The sequence below is a fragment of the Centipeda periodontii DSM 2778 genome, from assembly GCF_000213975.1.
Lineage (GTDB): Bacteria > Bacillota > Negativicutes > Selenomonadales > Selenomonadaceae > Centipeda > Centipeda periodontii.
This window is the reverse complement of record NZ_GL892076.1, coordinates 1921391-1938916: the sequence shown is the minus strand read 5'-3', so window position 1 is coordinate 1938916 and position 17526 is coordinate 1921391. Positions and strand designations below refer to the sequence as shown.

At 55.9% G+C, this 17526-nt stretch carries 15 protein-coding genes; 14 read left to right on the top strand and 1 reads right to left on the bottom strand.

From position 1 onward, the window contains the following. Positions 1-13 precede the first annotated feature (13 nt). From HMPREF9081_RS08785 to HMPREF9081_RS08730, 12 genes are all read left to right on the top strand, one after another. Positions 14-2077 carry a PRD domain-containing protein gene (locus tag HMPREF9081_RS08785; protein ID WP_006306829.1) on the top strand — a complete coding sequence of 688 codons (2064 nt, stop codon included), beginning with the start codon at positions 14-16 and terminating at the stop codon, positions 2075-2077. A gap of 37 nt (positions 2078-2114) precedes the next feature. Further along, positions 2115-4013, top strand: a complete 1899-nt coding sequence (locus tag HMPREF9081_RS08780) for a PTS mannitol transporter subunit IICBA (RefSeq protein WP_006306828.1) — start codon at positions 2115-2117, stop codon at positions 4011-4013. A gap of 21 nt (positions 4014-4034) precedes the next feature. Beyond that, positions 4035-5186 carry a mannitol-1-phosphate 5-dehydrogenase gene (locus HMPREF9081_RS08775; protein WP_006306827.1) on the top strand — a complete coding sequence of 384 codons (1152 nt, stop codon included), beginning with the start codon at positions 4035-4037 and terminating at the stop codon, positions 5184-5186. Positions 5187-5420: 234 nt separating this feature from the next. After that, entirely contained in the window at positions 5421-6887 is a 1467-nt protein-coding gene (locus HMPREF9081_RS08770) for an ATP-binding protein (RefSeq protein WP_006306826.1), read from the top strand. 25 nt (positions 6888-6912) lie between these two features. Next, the gene (locus tag HMPREF9081_RS08765) at positions 6913-7902 is read left to right on the top strand and encodes an aldo/keto reductase (RefSeq protein ID WP_040394926.1); all 990 of its coding nucleotides are present in this window, start codon (positions 6913-6915) and stop codon (positions 7900-7902) included. Between the two features lie 238 nt (positions 7903-8140). After that, positions 8141-8782, top strand: a complete 642-nt coding sequence (locus HMPREF9081_RS08760; RefSeq protein ID WP_006306824.1) for an ABC transporter ATP-binding protein — start codon at positions 8141-8143, stop codon at positions 8780-8782. Beyond that, a complete protein-coding gene (locus tag HMPREF9081_RS08755; protein WP_040394924.1) occupies positions 8739-9395 on the top strand; it encodes a heme exporter protein CcmB in 657 nt (218 codons plus the stop codon). Before HMPREF9081_RS08760 ends, HMPREF9081_RS08755 begins: the two co-directional genes overlap by 44 nt. A 13-nt stretch (positions 9396-9408) precedes the next feature. Continuing rightward, positions 9409-10026: a cytochrome c biogenesis protein CcsA gene (ccsA, locus tag HMPREF9081_RS08750; protein WP_006306822.1), complete on the top strand. Its 618-nt coding sequence runs from the start codon at positions 9409-9411 to the stop codon at positions 10024-10026. After that, complete coding sequence (locus HMPREF9081_RS08745; protein WP_006306820.1) at positions 10019-10393, top strand: cytochrome c maturation protein CcmE domain-containing protein; 375 nt, start codon at positions 10019-10021, stop codon at positions 10391-10393. Before ccsA (HMPREF9081_RS08750) ends, HMPREF9081_RS08745 begins: the two co-directional genes overlap by 8 nt. Beyond that, positions 10390-12519: a cytochrome c biogenesis protein CcsA gene (gene ccsA / locus HMPREF9081_RS08740; RefSeq protein ID WP_006306819.1), complete on the top strand. Its 2130-nt coding sequence runs from the start codon at positions 10390-10392 to the stop codon at positions 12517-12519. Before HMPREF9081_RS08745 ends, ccsA (HMPREF9081_RS08740) begins: the two co-directional genes overlap by 4 nt. A 48-nt stretch (positions 12520-12567) precedes the next feature. Then, the gene (locus HMPREF9081_RS08735) at positions 12568-13050 is read left to right on the top strand and encodes a cytochrome c3 family protein (protein WP_006306818.1); all 483 of its coding nucleotides are present in this window, start codon (positions 12568-12570) and stop codon (positions 13048-13050) included. Continuing rightward, on the top strand, positions 13043-14347 hold the full coding sequence (locus HMPREF9081_RS08730; protein ID WP_006306817.1) for an ammonia-forming cytochrome c nitrite reductase subunit c552: 1305 nt from the start codon (positions 13043-13045) through the stop codon (positions 14345-14347). The genes HMPREF9081_RS08735 and HMPREF9081_RS08730 overlap by 8 nt, the downstream gene beginning before the upstream one ends. Before the next feature lie 68 nt (positions 14348-14415). Here HMPREF9081_RS08730 and HMPREF9081_RS08725 read toward each other — a convergent pair whose 3' ends face one another. After that, on the bottom strand, positions 14416-15213 hold the full coding sequence (locus HMPREF9081_RS08725; RefSeq protein ID WP_006306816.1) for a sulfite exporter TauE/SafE family protein: 798 nt from the start codon (positions 15211-15213) through the stop codon (positions 14416-14418). A 228-nt stretch (positions 15214-15441) separates the two neighbouring features. On the opposite strand from HMPREF9081_RS08725, the gene HMPREF9081_RS08720 reads away from it, so the two are divergent. Both HMPREF9081_RS08720 and HMPREF9081_RS08715 read left to right on the top strand, forming a co-directional pair. Next, positions 15442-16878, top strand: a complete 1437-nt coding sequence (locus HMPREF9081_RS08720; protein ID WP_006306815.1) for a carbon starvation CstA family protein — start codon at positions 15442-15444, stop codon at positions 16876-16878. A gap of 127 nt (positions 16879-17005) precedes the next feature. Further along, entirely contained in the window at positions 17006-17497 is a 492-nt protein-coding gene (locus HMPREF9081_RS08715; protein WP_006306814.1) for a hypothetical protein, read from the top strand. The last annotated feature ends 29 nt before the right edge of the window (positions 17498-17526 follow it).

The following is a 17526-nucleotide window of genomic DNA, read 5'->3' as shown; positions in this document are numbered from 1 at the left end:
AGGGGGCGGACGCATGGACATGACGACGCGTATGCGGGCGATTCTGTCCGCGCTCCTTGCTGCAGACGGCTATGTGCCTGCCGAGCGGATTGGTTCCGAGATTGGCGTCAGCTCACGCACTGTTGCGCGTGAGCTGCATGGACTCGAGATGGCTCTGATGCCGTATGGAATTACGCTGCTGCGGCGCACGGGCGCGGGGGTTATGCTCGCGGGCGATCCGGAGGATCTCAGGCGTCTGCGCAAACATCTCGCCTCGGACGGAAACACACACCGGGAACTTTCCCCCGATCAGCGGCGCTCCATCCTTACGACGCGCCTTCTCATGGCAGATGAACCGCTCAAGCTTTTTACTCTTGCGCGTCTCCTGAACGTAACGGACAGCACGGTCAGTCACGATCTCGATCGGCTGCAGCCACATCTTGCAGAGCAGCGGATCGCGCTTGTACGCCGTCCGGGACTTGGTGTCTACGTCGAAGGAGCAGAGCGGGACATCCGCAGCGCACTTGTTCGGATGATTCATGACCATGTGGATGAAACGGAACTGCTTGCGCTTGTCGGTGACGACGGTGGAGAGGGCGCGGCTCATGCGGCGGACAGGGCTTTGCTCGGGCTTGTCGATGGGGTACAGATACGGATGATCGACGATGCTGTTGCCGAGGAAACGCGAGGTCGGCACATTCCAGATACTGCGCGTGTCGGCCTTGTCGTTCACCTCGCGCTCGCCGTGCGGCGTTTGCAGCAGCGCGATACGATTGCGATGGATGCAGAGACGCTTGAGGAGCTTCGCGGTACGGAGGAGTTCGCTGCGGCGCGCGTGATTGCGGAGCGGCTGGGCGCGGCATTTGAACTTGCCGTTCCTGAGGCAGAGATCGGCTACATCACGATGCACCTTCTCGGCGCGCGCGGCATGGCGCTTCCGGCAGGGGCGGGGCGCGTCGACAACTTCCGCCTCGTACAGATCGCACAGTCGATCATGCGTCTTGCATCGGAGAAAAGCGGTGCACCGCTGCTGCGCAGCCGCACGCTGCTCTCGGGACTGGTCAATCATCTCGCACCCGCGCTGCACCGTCTGAAACTTCGCATGGACATCCGCAATCCGCTGCTTGCGCAGATGGAGGCGGAGCATCCGGAACTCATGGAGATTGCGCGATACGCCACGCGCATGATGGAAGAAGAGGTGGGTGCGCCGCTGCCCGCCGATGAGATTGCCTACATCGCCATTCACATCGGTGCGGCACTGACGGAGGCGGGTGGAGATCGCTCGATCGTGCGTGTGCTCGTCGCGTGTCCGACAGGACTCGGTACGAGTCGTCTGCTCGCGAGCCGCATTCGTCGCGCCTATGAGCGGATTCGCGTCGTCGGGGAACTCTCCTCCCTTGCGCTCACAGCGCATGAGATCACGCAGCGCTCGGCGGATTTTGTTGTGTCGACCGTACCGCTCCCACCGCTTCCCGTGCCCGTCGTCGTCGCGAGTGCGTTTCTGACCGCATCGGATCGGGCACGGATCGACGCCGTTCTCGCCGCCTGTGCGCCGCATATGGTCACAGAGTCAGCGGAAAAGCCGCATTTCACAAAGGCGATGGCAGCGATTCACCGTCTGAGCGGTGTGATTCACGATCTGCTCGTGGGCTTTCGCCTGCAGGGGGACGTGCGGGTGCAGACGCTCCCGCAGCTGGCAGAGGCGGCGGCGCGTCTCCTCATTCCCGAGGAGCCGTCTGCGGCAGCATTTGCGGCGGCACTTGTTCGCCGTGAGAAAATCGCGCCCACATGGATCGCACCACAGATGCTCCTCCTCCATGCGGCATCGACGGCACTTGATGAAGCGCGCTTCGGCGTTCTTCATCTCGCAGAGCCGCTTCCCTATGGAGAGGATGCCGTGCATACGGCACTCGTCATGCACGCGTCTTTAGGGGGAGACGAAACAGAAAAGCAGATACTTGGGACTGTCTCGGCACATATGGCGGAGCATCCGAGCTTTACAGACATCCTCGCGCAGGGGGGTGCGGACGAGATGCGCCGCGAACTGGAATACGTTTTTGAAGAGCATTTCCGGGAAAGATTGGAACAGCTCTTGTAGATAAAATATTTAGATATATTTTTGAAGGGGGATTTTTATGAGTCAGCAAGGTGGAGGGGCACAGGAGGCCATGCAGAAATTCGGCCGCTTCCTGTCCGGAATGGTCATGCCGAATATTGGCGCATTTATCGCATGGGGGTTCCTGACGGCGCTCTTCATCCCGACGGGATGGATGCCGAACGAATACCTCGCTCAGGTCGGTGGTCCCATGAGCAAGTGGCTGATTCCTCTGCTCATCGGCTACAGCGGCGGCGCAGCAATCTATGGGCATCGCGGCGGCGTCATGGCGGCGATCGCGACATCGGGCATCATCGCGGGTTCGGATATCCCGATGTTCCTCGGTGCGATGATTATGGGACCTCTGGGCGGCTATATCATCAAGAAGTTTGACGATGCCATTCGCGACAGCATTCCGGGCGGCTTCGAGATGCTGGTCAACAATTTCTCGCTCGGTATTCTCGGCGGCATCCTCGCGATGATTGCCTACGCCGTCGTCGGTCCCGTCGTCGGCGGTGCGAACGACATCCTGCGCAGCGGCGTGGAGGGAATCGTTGCGATGGGGCTTCTGCCGCTCGCATCCATCATCATCGAGCCGGCAAAGGTGCTCTTTCTCAACAACGCACTCAACCACGGCGTGCTCAGCCCGCTCGGCATCCAGCAGGCGCAGGAATACGGCAAGTCCATGTTCTTCCTGCTCGAGGCGAACCCGGGTCCCGGCTTCGGTATTTTGCTTGCGTACTGGCTCTTTGGCAAGGGCATGGCGAAGTCGTCCTCGCCCGGCGCGATGATCATTCACGTCCTCGGCGGTATTCACGAAATCTACTTCCCGTACATCCTCATGAAGCCGACACTCATCGTTGCAGCGATCGCGGGCGGCATGTCCGGCGTGTTCACGCTCGGTCTCCTCGGCGGCGGTCTGATTGCACCGTCCTCCCCGGGGTCGATTTTCGCGATCATTGCCATGACGCCGAACGGCTCGGCACTCTTTGCAAACCTCTCGGCGTTCGCCGTTGCAACGGCGGTATCCTGTGCGGTTGCCTCCGTCTTTATCAAGATGTCGAAGGATGTTGATGAGGATTCGCTCGAATCCGCACGCGAGAGCATGGCGGACATGAAGAATCGAGGCAAGGACCTCCCCGCAGAAAAGAAGGTTGCGGGCAAGGATCTGAAGGTCATCGTTTACGCCTGCGACGCGGGCATGGGCTCGTCCGCCCTCGGTGCAGCGGCACTGCGCAAGAAGCTCAAGAAGGACGGCTATACGGATATCTCCGTCACGAACTGCGCCATCGGGGCAATCCCGAGCGAGGCACAGCTCGTCATCTCGCATGAGAAACTCGCCGAGCGTGCGCTTGCAGACTCGCCGCAGGCAGAGCACATCTGGGTGCGCGACTTCACGCAGAACAATGTCTATGAGATCGTCACGACACGTCTGAAAGAGGCAGCAGTCGAAGCAGGCACTCCAGCATCCGACGCAGAGGCAGAGGCGACCGATACGGTCAGCGCGGGTGTCCTGCTGAAAGAAAACGTTCGGGTCGGACTTCCCACCGTCAGCCGCGAGGACGCAATCACTGCGGCGGGCAGGATGCTCGTGGCGAGCGGCTACGTCGACGAGGGCTATGTGCAGGGCATGTTGAATCGTGAACAGGATCTCTCGACCTACATCGGCAAGGGGATTGCGATCCCGCACGGTGAGAACGCCGTCAAGGATACGATCAAGAAGACGGGCATCGTCGTCTGCCAGTATCCCGAGGGTGTGCAGTTCGGCGATGAAACGGCACATCTCGTCATCGGCATCGCGGGCGTCGGCAACGACCACCTCGCCATCCTCGCCAACATCGCGACCATGGTCGGCGACTATACGGATGAACAGCTCGAAGAGCTCTTTAAGACGAAGAGTGCCGATGAACTTTACGAAGTCTTTACGAAAGCAGATTAAAAAACCTGAAAGGAGATTTCCATGAAACAGGCAATCCATTTCGGCGGCGGCAACATCGGTCGCGGCTTTATCGGGGAACTCCTCGTGCGTTCGGGCTATGAGGTTACATTTGTCGATGTTGCGGAGACACTGGTTGACGAGATCAACGCGCGCCGCTCCTATGACATCGAGGTGGTTGGCAATGAGCCGAAGAGCATCCACGTCGAGTATGTGAAGGCGATCAACAGTAATAAGCAGCTTGAGGAGCTGCTGGATGCATTCGTCACGGCGGGCATCGTGACCACCGCCATCGGTCCGAACATCTTGAAGTTCATTGCGCCGAATATCGCAAAGGGGCTTGCACGCCGCGTCGAGAAGAACGAGACGCCGCTCAACATCATCGCGTGCGAGAACATGGTGGGTGGCTCGACCGTTCTCAAGAACTTCGTATACGAGCACCTTGCAGACGATGTGAAGGCGAAAGTCACGCGCTGCATCGGCTTCCCCGACGCTGCCGTCGATCGCATCGTGCCCATCCAGCACAACGAGGATCCCCTGCTCGTGAAGGTCGAGCCGTTCTGCGAATGGGATGTCGACCGCAAGGGCGTGGTCGGCGCAGAGCCGCAGATCGAGGGGCTGACGTGGGTGGACAATCTCGAAGCCTACATCGAGCGCAAACTCTTCTCCGTCAACACGGGACATGCCTCGATTGCGTACATGGCGTATCTGAAAGGCATTGAGGACATTGCAACGGCGATGAAGGACGAGGAGATCGTCGCGTTCGTCCGCCGCGTCTGGGCGGAGTCGAGTGAACTGCTCATCGAGAAGTTCGGCTTTGATCGTGGGCAGCTTGCGGCATACATCCGCACAGCGGAGGAGCGGTTCAAGAATCCGCATCTCTCCGACGCCGTGACGCGCGTCGCACGCGGACCGAAGCGCAAGCTCGGCGCGAAGGATCGCCTCGTCTCTCCCGCTGTGCAGCTCATGGAGCGCGGCAGAAAGCCTGAGGCGCTGGCAACCGTCATCGCCGCCGCCCTCCATTTCGACTTTGCCGACGATCCAGAGGCGGTTGAGGTGCAGAGCTTCATCAAGGAGAACGGCATTGAGAAGGCGATCACGCACTTCACGGAGATTCCGGCAGGCTCCGAACTCTTCAACCTTATTCTTGAGAAGAATGCAGAGATGAAGAAGTAAACTGCATCAAAAAGAATCGCGGTACAACTTTGTACCGCGATTCTTTTTGTCATATAATGGGAATGATCGAAGAAACTTGATACAGATTGATGAATTTTATTGACTGGTATATTACACTCCTATTGGATTAATTACATTGGAATCTATCAATCCCTTTTGTTTCATATAGATAGTTTAATTGATTGTTTTATTGATTATCCTATGCTATAATCTTGATTGGAAGAAGGTGTTACCATGCCGTTTCTTGATGAACAAATTGCATCGATTATCCATGAAGCGTGTGCGTTCGAGGAAGAAAGACCGTGGATCGAATTTAAGCTGAATCAGGTGACGACGCCCATGGATATTGGGGAATATATCAGCGCACTTTCCAATACAGCAGCCCTTTATAACAAGACACACGCGCTGATGATTTGGGGGGTTGATGACGAAACGCACGCAATCCGTGGGACGGAGTTTCGACCATCGCGGACGAAGCAGGGGAATCAGAGCTTAGAGCTCTTTATCAGCACGCAGCTTGAGCCGCAGGTTCAGTTCTACTTTCATGAGGTCAACATTGATGGCTGCATAATTGTTCTCTTGGAAATCCATTCGGCAAATGCCTCACCTGTAAAATTTCGTGGGATTGATTACATTCGTATTGATTCCCATAAAAAGAAGTTGAAGGACTTTCCGGACACGGAGCGCGAGCTATGGGCAACCTTGGGGCGAAAACCATTTGAGAGCATGATTGCAATGGAGGACATTCCAGCGGATTTTGTCCTGCGCCTCCTGAATTATCCAGCTTATTTTGACCTCCTTTCGCTGGACCTGCCCAATGACAAGAGGGGGATGATAGAAGCTCTGCTTGCGGATCGTATGATTGTCAAGAATGTGACAGGAAATTACAATATTACCAACCTTGGTGCGATCCTCTTTGCCAACGATCTATCTGCATTTCCCTCTTTGGAACGAAAGGCACTTCGTGTTATCCGATACAGTGACCATACACGCCTATATGCCGGGAAAGAACGTATCTTCAAATCCGGGTACGCATTCGGCTTTGAACAATTCGTCACCTATGTTTCTGATCAGTTGCCATCGAACGAGGTGATGGGAAGGGCACTGCGAAAAAACATGCCGATGTATCCGGAACTGGCAATTCGTGAGAGCCTTGCAAATGCACTGATTCACCAAAACTTCTTCCTTCATGGTGCAGGTGTGATGGTTGAGATCTTTTCAGATCGCATGGAAATTACAAATCCGGGTACGCCGCTCATTGAAACAACTCGTTTTTTGGATTACCCTCCCATCTCACGCAACGAACAAATGGCGGCATTTATGCGAAGAATCGGTGTCTGTGAGGAGCGTGGCAGCGGCTTTGACAAGATTGTTCACGCAACGGAGGTGCATCAGCTTCCTGCGCCGGAAATAACAGTGTATGAGAATATGACGCGGCTTACACTTTTTTCATCGCGCCCTTTCAGTAAGATGAGCAAGGTGGATAAACTGCGCGCCTGTTATCTCCATGCTTGTCTGCGTCGCGTTCATCGAGAATATATGACGAACGCATCGCTGCGGGAGCGTTTTGCCATTCCATCCCATAACAGCGCTATGATTTCACGACTGCTGAACGAAAGTTGCGAGGAGGGGTTGGTAAAACTAGCGGACGAAGCTGATACATCGGTGCGCAATCGTCGTTATATACCATATTGGGCATAATATGGAGATGTGGAAAGGAAGCATCATGAACTACCGCAAACTTGGAAATCTCATCGTTTCGTCGGTCGGACTTGGCTGTATGGGGATGAGTCAGTCTTACGGCGCGCCCGCCGACAAGAAGGAGATGTGTGAGCTGATTGCCGCTGCCGTGGATATGGGCATAACGCTCTTTGACACGGCGGAGGTATACGGCACGCCCGACGATCCGCATGACAATGAGAAACTTGTCGGAGCGGCACTTGCGCCCTATCGGGACAAGGTTATCCTCGCTACGAAGTTTGGTATCCATTTCGATATGAGCCTGCTGAAAGAGAACAAAAGTCCCGTCGTTCCAGACGCGCGTCCCGAAGTGATCCGTGCGTCTGTGGATTCGTCATTGCAGAGACTTGGCACGGACTATATCGACCTCTACTATCAGCATCGCGTCGATCCTAAGATCCCCGTCGAGGAGGTCGCAGGTGTAATGGGTGATCTGATAAAGGAGGGAAAGATTCGCCACTGGGGCATCTCCGAGGCGACGGAGGAGGACATTCGCCGAGCGCATACCGTTTGCCCGCTCACGGCAGTGCAGAACCGCTACTCGATGATGGCGCGCGCATACGAAGCGCTCTTCCCAGTGCTCGAGAAGCTGAACATCGGCTTTGTCGCATTCTCGCCGTTTGCAAATGGCGTGCTCACAGGCGCATATGACAAGAATACGGCGTTCGAGGTGGGGGATATGCGTGCGAATATGCCGCAGTTCAGTGCGGCGGCAATGGAGGAGAATGGTCAGCTCCTCGCGCTCCTCCGTGGTCTGGCTGAGGAGAAGGGCGCGACGTGTGGACAGATCGCGCTCGCATGGATGCTTTGCAAGAAATCGTACATTGTACCGATTCCGGGGACATGCAAGCGCGAACGCCTCGTAGAGAATGCAGGGGCTGCGGACATTCTTCTCAATGCTGAGGAAATTACAGGAATTGACGAGTGTCTGGAAAGGATTCCGATGTCTGCGGTTTTTGGAGTCATGCGCCGCTAAATGTGATAAAGATCACAGCGCAATGATAAAAATTATATATGCTAAAAACTTGAAGAAGCGGTCGGATTTTCGTGATGAGATTTCGGCCGCTTTGTTCAGATCCCAATTATCAAGAGAAATGAAGTCCATTCATTTTTGAAATAGCCTACAGCTATAGAAAAGACTAATATAAAATATGTATTTCATTTTTCTTTCATAGCCGTGCTAAAATAAACCAGAGTTATGGAAGGGATAGCCTATGGTTGAAATTCGTTTGAACGATGTCAGTCAAATGTTTGAAGGGCGTGAAGTCCTACACCAACTTACGTGTTCCTTTCAAGGCGGCAGGGTGACTGCTGTTACCGGGGCGAATGGCAGCGGGAAATCGACGCTTCTGCGTCTTGCGGCACGGCTCATGCTTCCAACATCCGGGACGATTGATACACTTCTGGATGGTACTCCTGTCAATGGAGCGGACTACCGCAGACTGCTTGCAATGGCGACGCCGGAGATGGAACTGTATACACGCCTTACGGTGCGTGAGAATATCACATTCCTCTTGGTAGCACGCGGTATTGGATGTGAGGATGCGGATTTGCAGGAGCTTCTCGCACGTGTTGGACTGTCCGCAGAGGTTCTGCCGCGTATGACGGGGCAGCTCTCGACAGGGATGCGCCAGCGTGTACGGCTCGCCGTCGTTCTCGGTGTGGACGCTGAGGTGTGGCTGCTCGATGAGCCGGGGCTTGCTCTCGATGAACAGGGGCGTGCGCTGCTCCTGCATGAGACGCGTGCAGCGGCGAAGAGGGGGCGGCTCATCCTGTGGGCGACGAATGAACCAGAGGAAAGGAAGGCGGCGGATGCGTGCTTCGATCTTACGAGCGACATTCAACGTCGTCCGTAAAGAACTCCTCGACGGCATCCGTCTCCGCGCCGGCTATGTGACGATGGGGATGTTCGCGCTGACGGTGATCGCCTTTCTAAGTATGTCGCTCGCGTGGGGGACAATGGATGTCCGCCTTGCGTCGGCACTCCTCTGGATTGTGATTTTCTTTGCGGCGACGTTGCAGGGAGAACGGCTCTTTGCGGAGGAGGCTGCGGCGGGCACGCTGCTCTTTTTGTGGATCTACGTTCCGGCACAGGCGGTTCTCTTCGGCAAGATGGCGGCACATTTCATTACACTTGTCGTGCTTGCCGCACTCGTTTTTCCTCTTGTTGTCATTTTGATGGATGCGCCGCTTGTCCTCAATGGATGTTTTGCTGCCACATTGTTTTTAGGACTCTGGGGCATGGCTGCGGCGGATACGCTGCTTGCGGCGGTCGCCGCAAATGCGAGCGTGCGCGGGGGGCTTGTTCCCGTCCTGTTGCTACCGTCCATGCTGCCGATTCTTCTGCCCGCGATTTCGCTCTCGGCAGGCGGGGGAGAGCCGGCGCTCCTCGGCGGTATGCTAATCTATGATATGGCGCTCACGGTGGGCGCATCGATGCTGTTTGATTCTCTCTGGATTGAGAGTTAGAGATGGGGGTCTCATGCTTGCCGGGGTGATTGCCGCTCTGACAGTGGCTGTGCTCTACGCCGTGTTCTTCGTCGTCCCCCCTGCTGAGGGGCTGGGCAACTACGTACGCATTGCATTCTTCCACATTCCGTGTGCATGGGTCTCGGTCATTGCGTTCTTCTGCGCCGCTTTCTGGGGGGCGCGTTATCTGAAAACGCGAAACCTTCACGATGATGCGAAAAGTGCGCGATCCGCTTTTCTCGGATTGCTTTTCACACTCCTCGCGACGGGGAGCGGGGCAATTTTCTCAAAGCTCACATGGGGCGCGTATTGGAACTGGGATCCGCGGCAGACGACAATTTTTGTTCTGCTCCTCATCTATGGGGCATACGCTACACTTCGTATGACAATGCGGGATGAACGCGCACGAGCCTCATCGTCGGCGGTCTATGCACTCTTTTCCTTTATCGCGGTTCCGTTCCTCGTCTTTATTCTGCCGCGCATGTTTTTCTCGCTGCATCCGTCGCCTGTCCTCAACGGCGCGGGGCAGATCGATATGGACGCGGTGATGCTCGGAACGCTTATGCTGTCGCTGCTCGATGTGACACTTATGTATGTTTGGCTGATGAAACGGGGGGATCGTCATGCGTAAATACTTCTTTGTTGTACTGATTCTTGGCTTTATCGGCTACGCCGGATATTTTTTCGCCTATTCCGTGACACCCTACGTCAGCATTGCGGATGCGCGTGCCTCTCAGCGCAACGTGCAGGTGAAGGGACTCCCGGACGATGCCGTTGAGCCGCATATGGAGAATGAGACGTTCGTCTTCTCCATCGCTGACGAGGAGACGGGCGAGACGATGCTTGTGCGTTACAAGGGCGTGAAGCCCGACAACTTCGATGAGGCGTATCATATCGTCGCGATTGGAAAATACACGGGTGATGCGTTCACGGCAGACAAGCTGCTCGTCAAGTGCCCGTCGAAATACGAGGCGGAAAAAGGAAAGGTTCAGGTATGATCGGGACGGTACTCTTAGGCGCTGTGCTTCTCTTTGCCCTCACAGCGGTATTTGCCGAGACGCAGGGGAAAACGAACGAAGGGAAAATCTGCGCAGCCCTCACGAGTGTTGCTGCGCTCGGTGCAGCGGCGGCACTCTTTGCCGCCATCCTCTCGGATGATTTCAGCTACAACTATGTTGTCAGCTACTCGTCCATCGATCTGCCGCTCCTCTATAAAATCTCTGCATTTTGGGCAGGGCAGCAGGGCTCGTTCCTCCTCTGGCTAGTGATCCATGCCGTCGTCGGCATGATCTTGGTGCAGAATGGGCGCATGACGGCAACAGGGCGCGGAATTTATCATGTGCTCACCGCCGTCCTCGCCTTCCTCGTCCTCATCAAAAGTCCGTTCGTTCCCGCCGACACAATCGTGCTGGACGGGCACGGGATGAACCCACTCCTTCAAGATCCGTGGATGGCAGTGCATCCACCAATCATCTTCATCGGGTATGCACTTCTCGCCGTTCCTTTTGTCTATTCGCTTGAGAGCATGATAAAGGCGCCGATGGATGCGGGATTCCTTGCTCCCATGCGCCGATGGACGCTCGTTGCGTCCGCATTTCTCGGTGCGGGCATCTTCATCGGCGGCTATTGGGCGTACAAGGTACTCGGCTGGGGCGGCTACTGGGGGTGGGATCCCGTTGAGAACTCCTCGCTCGTGCCGTGGCTGCTCGCCTGTGTTCTGCTGCATCTGATCTCGGTTGCACGCGAGCGGCGCGGGGCATTCTACCTTGTTCATCTCGCCGCGATTTTCTCCTATGCATTCGTCCTCTACGGGACATTCCTGACGCGCAGCGGCATCCTCGGCGACTTCTCCGTGCACTCGTTCGCGGGCTCGGACATCGGCTTCTACATCGCCCTTGCAAATGCACTTATTCTCCTCGCAGGGCTTGGCGTGCTCATCGCGCGCATCGAGCGTCTGCCGAAGGGCGCGGTCTACGGAGAGCATCGCAGTCGTGCATTCCTCGTTCTGCTCGGAATGCTGCTCCTCGTCTTCATCGTTGTCATTGTCTTCTTCGGCATGTCTATGCCGCTCATCTCGGGGCTGCTTGGAGAGAGTGCGGCGGTCGATACGAGCTACTATGTACGCACATCCCTGCCGATCGCGATTCCGTTTGCGCTGCTGATGGCGCTCGGCGTACTCATGCCGTATGGCGGCGGGCGGGCGAAACGCCCGATTTGGATCTTCGTGATCTCTGTGGGCGGCGGCGTACTCACGGGACTCACCCATGTCACAGATGTCATGTCGGTTCTGCTATCGACCTTCTCCCTGCTTGCCGTCGCCGCCGCGATTGCGGGATATCGCTTCCGTCAGATCGGTTTCGGCGGGATGGTCGCTCATGTAGGTGCAGGGCTTGCCCTCCTTGCCTTCGTACTGTCGGGGACAGGAAGTCAGACGACAACGGTCACGCTCACGCCCGATGAGCCGCAGAAAATCTACGGTCACACGATCGTCTATCGCGGTCAGGTGTTTGCCGAAAACGGTAGGGAGAAATTCTACCGCTACGAAGTGGATGGTGTGATTGCTGAGGCAGTGACAAAGCTGCGTGCAAATGGTGAGGATGCGGCACGCGAGCCCGCGATTGCAAAGAGCCTCTTGGGCGATCTCTACATTGCCCCGTCGCCGACCTCGGCGGAGCGCGACGAGATGATTCTCCGCCGCAGCAAGACCGTTATGGGCATCAATGACTATGCCTATCGTTACGAATCCATCGCGTTCGAGCCGCAGGGCGGCGGCAAGACTCTCGTCACGGCGCAGATTGCGCTGACGGATGGCGAGGAGGTCGACGATGCAGCCCCCACGATCCTTGCGACGGAGACGGGCGGGACATCCCAGCCCATCGAAGTGATGAATGGCAAGTTCCGCATTCGTCTCACGGGTGTATCGGCGGATGAACGTGACGTCAGGATAGAGATTCTGCCCTCCGTGGCAGAGGAGGCGGCAGTCCCTGTTCCCACCTCGGTCAGTACAAAGCCCGGTATCTCCATTCTCTGGCTTGCCTGTGTTCTCGTGACTGCCGGCGGTCTCCTGGCAGCTGCACAGGCAGTAAATGCGGGCAAAGGAGGTGGATCGGAAAAGCGGTCTTAGGGAATTACCAATTTCCTAGTGAGAAATCATAGAAGGGAGGAAGGACACATGAATTTGAAGCAGTATGCAAAGGAGCATACGCTGCGCTGTATCATCGGTGCGTTTCTCGTGGGGCTGCTTGCCGTCGGTGGCGGTATGCTCATGGACAAGGCATCGGCATCGCCGAAGTTCTGCGGCATGTGCCATGCCATGCAGCACGAGGCAAAGACACACGCCATGTCCACACATGCGGATATCGCCTGTGTGGAGTGCCATCTGCCGCACGACAATATTGCCGTTTACTATTTTGAAAAGGGCAAGACAGGCATGCATGACACGCTCCATCAGGTACTGAACGACTATCCCGTACACATCAAGATCTCCGATCACGGACGGGATATCGTGAATGCCAACTGTCTGCGCTGCCATACATCGACCATGGGATCGGTATGTCTGGACAGGGGCAAGGACGGAAATGCAAACTGTACGAAGTGTCACAGTGGTATGCCGCATGGTTCCAATCCTTTAGAAGGGGGGATAAGAGTTGAGTAACAGAAAGAAAATCATCGCGGGTGTTGCCGGCGTCTGTGCCCTGTTCTTTGGATTTGTCGCCGTTCGCATCGGCGCGCACCCGAACGATGACAGCATCAAACGCGTGCAGATCCAGGGCGACACTGCTGCCAAGATCGGCAAAGAGGCGTACAAGGACGCCTATCCACTCCAGTACAACTCGTTCATGAAAAATAATGAGGAATCTCCATCGCCCACGGGCTACGGCGGCAGCATGGAGGGCAACAGTCATCTGGAGCACCAGCCCGAGATGCTGGAAAACTTCAAGGGATACAAGTTCGCCATCCAGTATGACGATGACCGCGGGCATACGTATGCGGGCTACGATCTCCTGCATACGAAGAGGCTTCCGGGACAGAAGGGGAGTTGTCTACAGTGCAAGGGTTCGTATGTTTATGATGTGTACTTCAAAGAAGGTGGATGGGCGTATGCATCGAAGCCGTTTGATGAAGTTGCGGCTCCCATCACGATGGACGAGTGGTTCGGCTGCTCGACCTGCCACGATCCCGAGACGATGGAGCTGCGCGTATATCAGCAGGGCTTCATTGAGTCGATGGCAAAGCGCGGTGTGGACGTAAATGCGGCGACGCATAACGAGATGCGTGCCTATGTGTGCTCGCAGTGTCATACAGAGTACTACTTCACCGCCGAGGATGGTCGTGTCGCACATCCATACGAGAACGGTCTGGATGCCGAGTCCGAGTATCAGTACTATCAGTCCGGACAGGCAGGCGGATTCAAGGGTGACTGGATGCACCCCGACTCCAAGACGATGATGCTCAAGGCGCAGCATCCGGAGTTCGAGACGTGGGCGACGAGTGTCCATGCCGATGCCGGTGTTACCTGCGTGGACTGCCACATGCCCTATATGCGTGACGGCGGCAAGAAGTACACCTCGCACTGGATGACGAGCCCGCTGAAGACCACGCAGCAGTCTTGTCTGAAGTGTCATGACGAGAGCGAGGAGACCCTCGTTGCACGCGTCAAGACCATCCATGACAACACGTTCAAACTCCAGCGTATCGCGGGACAGACCGTTGCACGCGCACACCGCACGGTCAAGGCTGCGATGGATGCGGGCGTGCCCGATGCAGCACTTGAAGATGCACGCGCGAAGATTCGCGAAGCACAGTGGTACTGGGATTGGGTTGCCGCCGAGAACGGCATGGGCTTCCATAACCCCGACAAGATCATGCGTACCCTTGGGCTTTCGATTGATCTCGCACATCAGGCAATCGAGTCCGCCGAGGGAGCACGCCACGGCTTCCAGCCGCTCTGATCGGAGCACAAAGAAACCAAAAAAGAATCGCCTCATGTTGGGGCGATTCTTTTTACGTTCGGTTTGTTTTACAGCATCCCGCTCATCCAGATGAGACGAACGCCAAGCGCGAACATGGCGAGAGAGAGGAGGACGAGGATGACCTTGGACTTCGTCTTCTGTGAGATGGCAGCGCCGATCTGCGCACCGACGGCGGCACCGATGGAGATGCAGATGGCGGGCGTCCATACGACGTGCCCGAGCCAGACGTGACTGACGACACCGAACGCCGCCGAGCAGGCAAGGACGAAATGCGAGGTCGCCGTCGCCATGTGTACGGGGAAACCGAGCAGGTAGACCATGAGCGGCACATGGATCACGCCGCCGCCGATGCCGAAGATGCTCGAGATGAAGCCGACGCCTGCGCTCGAGCCGATGCCGAGCGAGCGGTTGAATGTGAAGCCTGCAGGGAGCGTGTGGACATCCGTATGTTTCTTGTGCGTGGCGTTCCAATACATGAGCAGTGCCATCACAAGCAGGAATGAACCATATGAGATGTAGAGCATCGGTCCCGTGAAGTCGTCGACGATGTACGATCCAAGAAATGCGCCCGGCAGCGTCGCGAGTGCAAACGGTATTGCAGCGGGGAAGTAGACGCGCTGCTGGCGGATGTAGGCGAGCGTCCCCGAGAGGGCGTTTGCAAACACAATGACGAGCGATGTGCCAGTGATCTGTGCCGCCGTGTGAAAGTACGGATAGATGCCGCCGTCCGAGAGAAAGAAGATGAAGATCGGCACGCAGATCAGACCGCCGCCGATGCCGACGAGCGTCCCGAACGTGCCGACAAAGAGTCCGAGTACGAGAAAGAGCAGAATATCAAGTCCCATAAGTCATGCCTCCATAGTATCAATGTATTGCCCATTATAGCACACAGGAAGTATTAGACAAGAGGGCAGTGTTTGTGATATGATGAGCGCAAAGAAGCCCATTTGCTATTTTAGGGACTTATTTAGGGGAGCTTCTTTGATTCTTTATAGGAAGGAGGGCAGGGAATGGGGCACCGGAACGGATCGGTGCGTAATTACTAGAAATACAAAAGAAAGAAGTGACAACACATGGTTACATTTCTTGGTGCGCTCGCAACGCTCATTGTGGGCTACATTGTATATGGTACAATCGTAGACCGGGCGTTTGGGCGTACGGGGGAGGTTGCTCCTGCGATACGGCTCGAGGATGGAGTGGACTACATCCCCCTGCCGACGTGGAAGGTGTTCCTCATCCAGCTGCTCAACATCGCAGGTCTCGGGCCGATCTTCGGCGCACTTGCGGGCGCGCTCTGGGGGCCGAGCGTCTATCTCTGGATCGTTTTCGGTACGATCTTTGCCGGCGGCGTGCACGACTACCTTTCGGGCATGATCTCCTTCCGTGAGGATGGCAAGAGCCTCTCGGAGATCGTCGGCAAGAATCTGGGGCACATCATGCTCCAGATCATGCGTATCTTCTCGATTGTCTTGCTCGTCCTCGTCGGTGTCGTGTTCATGACCGGACCCGCAATGCTGCTTTCAAAGCTCACGGGCATGGAAGTACTTATGTGGCTCGGCGTGATCTTCATCTACTACACGATGGCGACACTCCTGCCGATCGACAAGATCATCGCGCGGTTTTATCCGATCTTCGGCATCTGCCTGATCGTCATGGCGCTCGGCATCATGGGCGGTATGCTCTTTGGTGTCGGCGGTCACGTCATGCCTGAGATGACGCTTGAGAATCTGCATCCGAAACAGCTGCCGATCTGGCCGCTGCTCTTTATCACGGTTGCCTGCGGTGCGGTTTCGGGCTTCCATGCGACCCAGTCGCCGATCATGTCGCGCTGCCTCAAAGATGAGCGCATGGGGCGGCCTGTCTTCTACGGTGCAATGGTCGCTGAGGGCATCATTGCACTCTGCTGGGCGGCTGCCGGCGCGACCTTCTACGACGGCACGGCAGGGCTCGGTGCGGCACTCAAGGAGGCGGGTCCTGGTGGTGTCGTCTATGAGGTCTGTAACGGCTTTATGGGTGCCATTGGGATCGGCGGCGTGAGCATCGGTGCAATTCTTGCCATGCTCGGTGTTATTGCCTGCCCGATTACCTCCGGTGATACGGCGTTCCGCTCTGCACGTCTGACGCTTGCGGATTGGCTGAACATCCCGCAGAAGGAGGCACCGAAGCGCCTTATTATCGCTGTTCCGATGCTCGGTATCGGTCTTGTCCTCTCTCAGATGGACTTCTCCATCATCTGGCGCTACTTCTCGTGGGCGAATCAGACGCTTGCGATGATTACCCTCTGGATGGGCACGGCATACCTCTATCTGCATAAGCCGGGTTCGTATGCCTATGTTTTCGCTCTCGTACCCGCGATCTTCATGTCAGCAGTCACGACGACCTATCTCATGCAGGCTCCCGAGGGGTTTGGTCTTCCGACAAGCATCACCTATCCGGCAGGCATCGGCTTTGCCATTCTCTTTACAGGACTCTTCGTCCGTGCATATATTTTGCGTAAGAGAACGCTCTAACGTATTCTAGTTTTACCGACCGCCGTGCTTTTGCATGGCGGTTTTTCTTGCAAAAAAAAATATATATGATACAATAGTCATATACGAGCGGGTAACCGTTCTCATACGATAAGGGAGGAAATACACAATGGCGAAAAATGAGGAGAAAGACGTGCAGGAAGAGGCAGTGGAGACGGCTGCTCCCGAGGGGCGCTCGAAGGCAGAGAGATTTCAAGAATTCTTGAAGGAGAACCAGATTGAGTTCTTTGAGTCTCAGACGCTTGATGACGAGTTCCATACGACGATCTTTCGCTCGCGTATTGAGGCAAAGAAGCAGATTATGCCGATGGCGATCTTCATTGATGACAGCTTCTTTACGATTATCCGCACACAGGTTGCGACGGGCATCAATGTGAATAATGTCGAGCGGATTAAGGGATATCTCAATAAGCTCAATGCGGAGTACAAGATCTTCAAGTATTATCTCCGTGAGGACGGCAATATCTACCTTGATATCTGCATTCCTTTTGCCGATGAGACATTCGACAGCCGGATGATAAACACGCTTCTGCCGATTCTCGTGAAGCAGCTTGAGGATGAGTATGAGGATCTCATGGCTGAGGTCTGGGCAAAGGACTAAAGAGAGCAATATTGCGAGAGGCTGTTTCT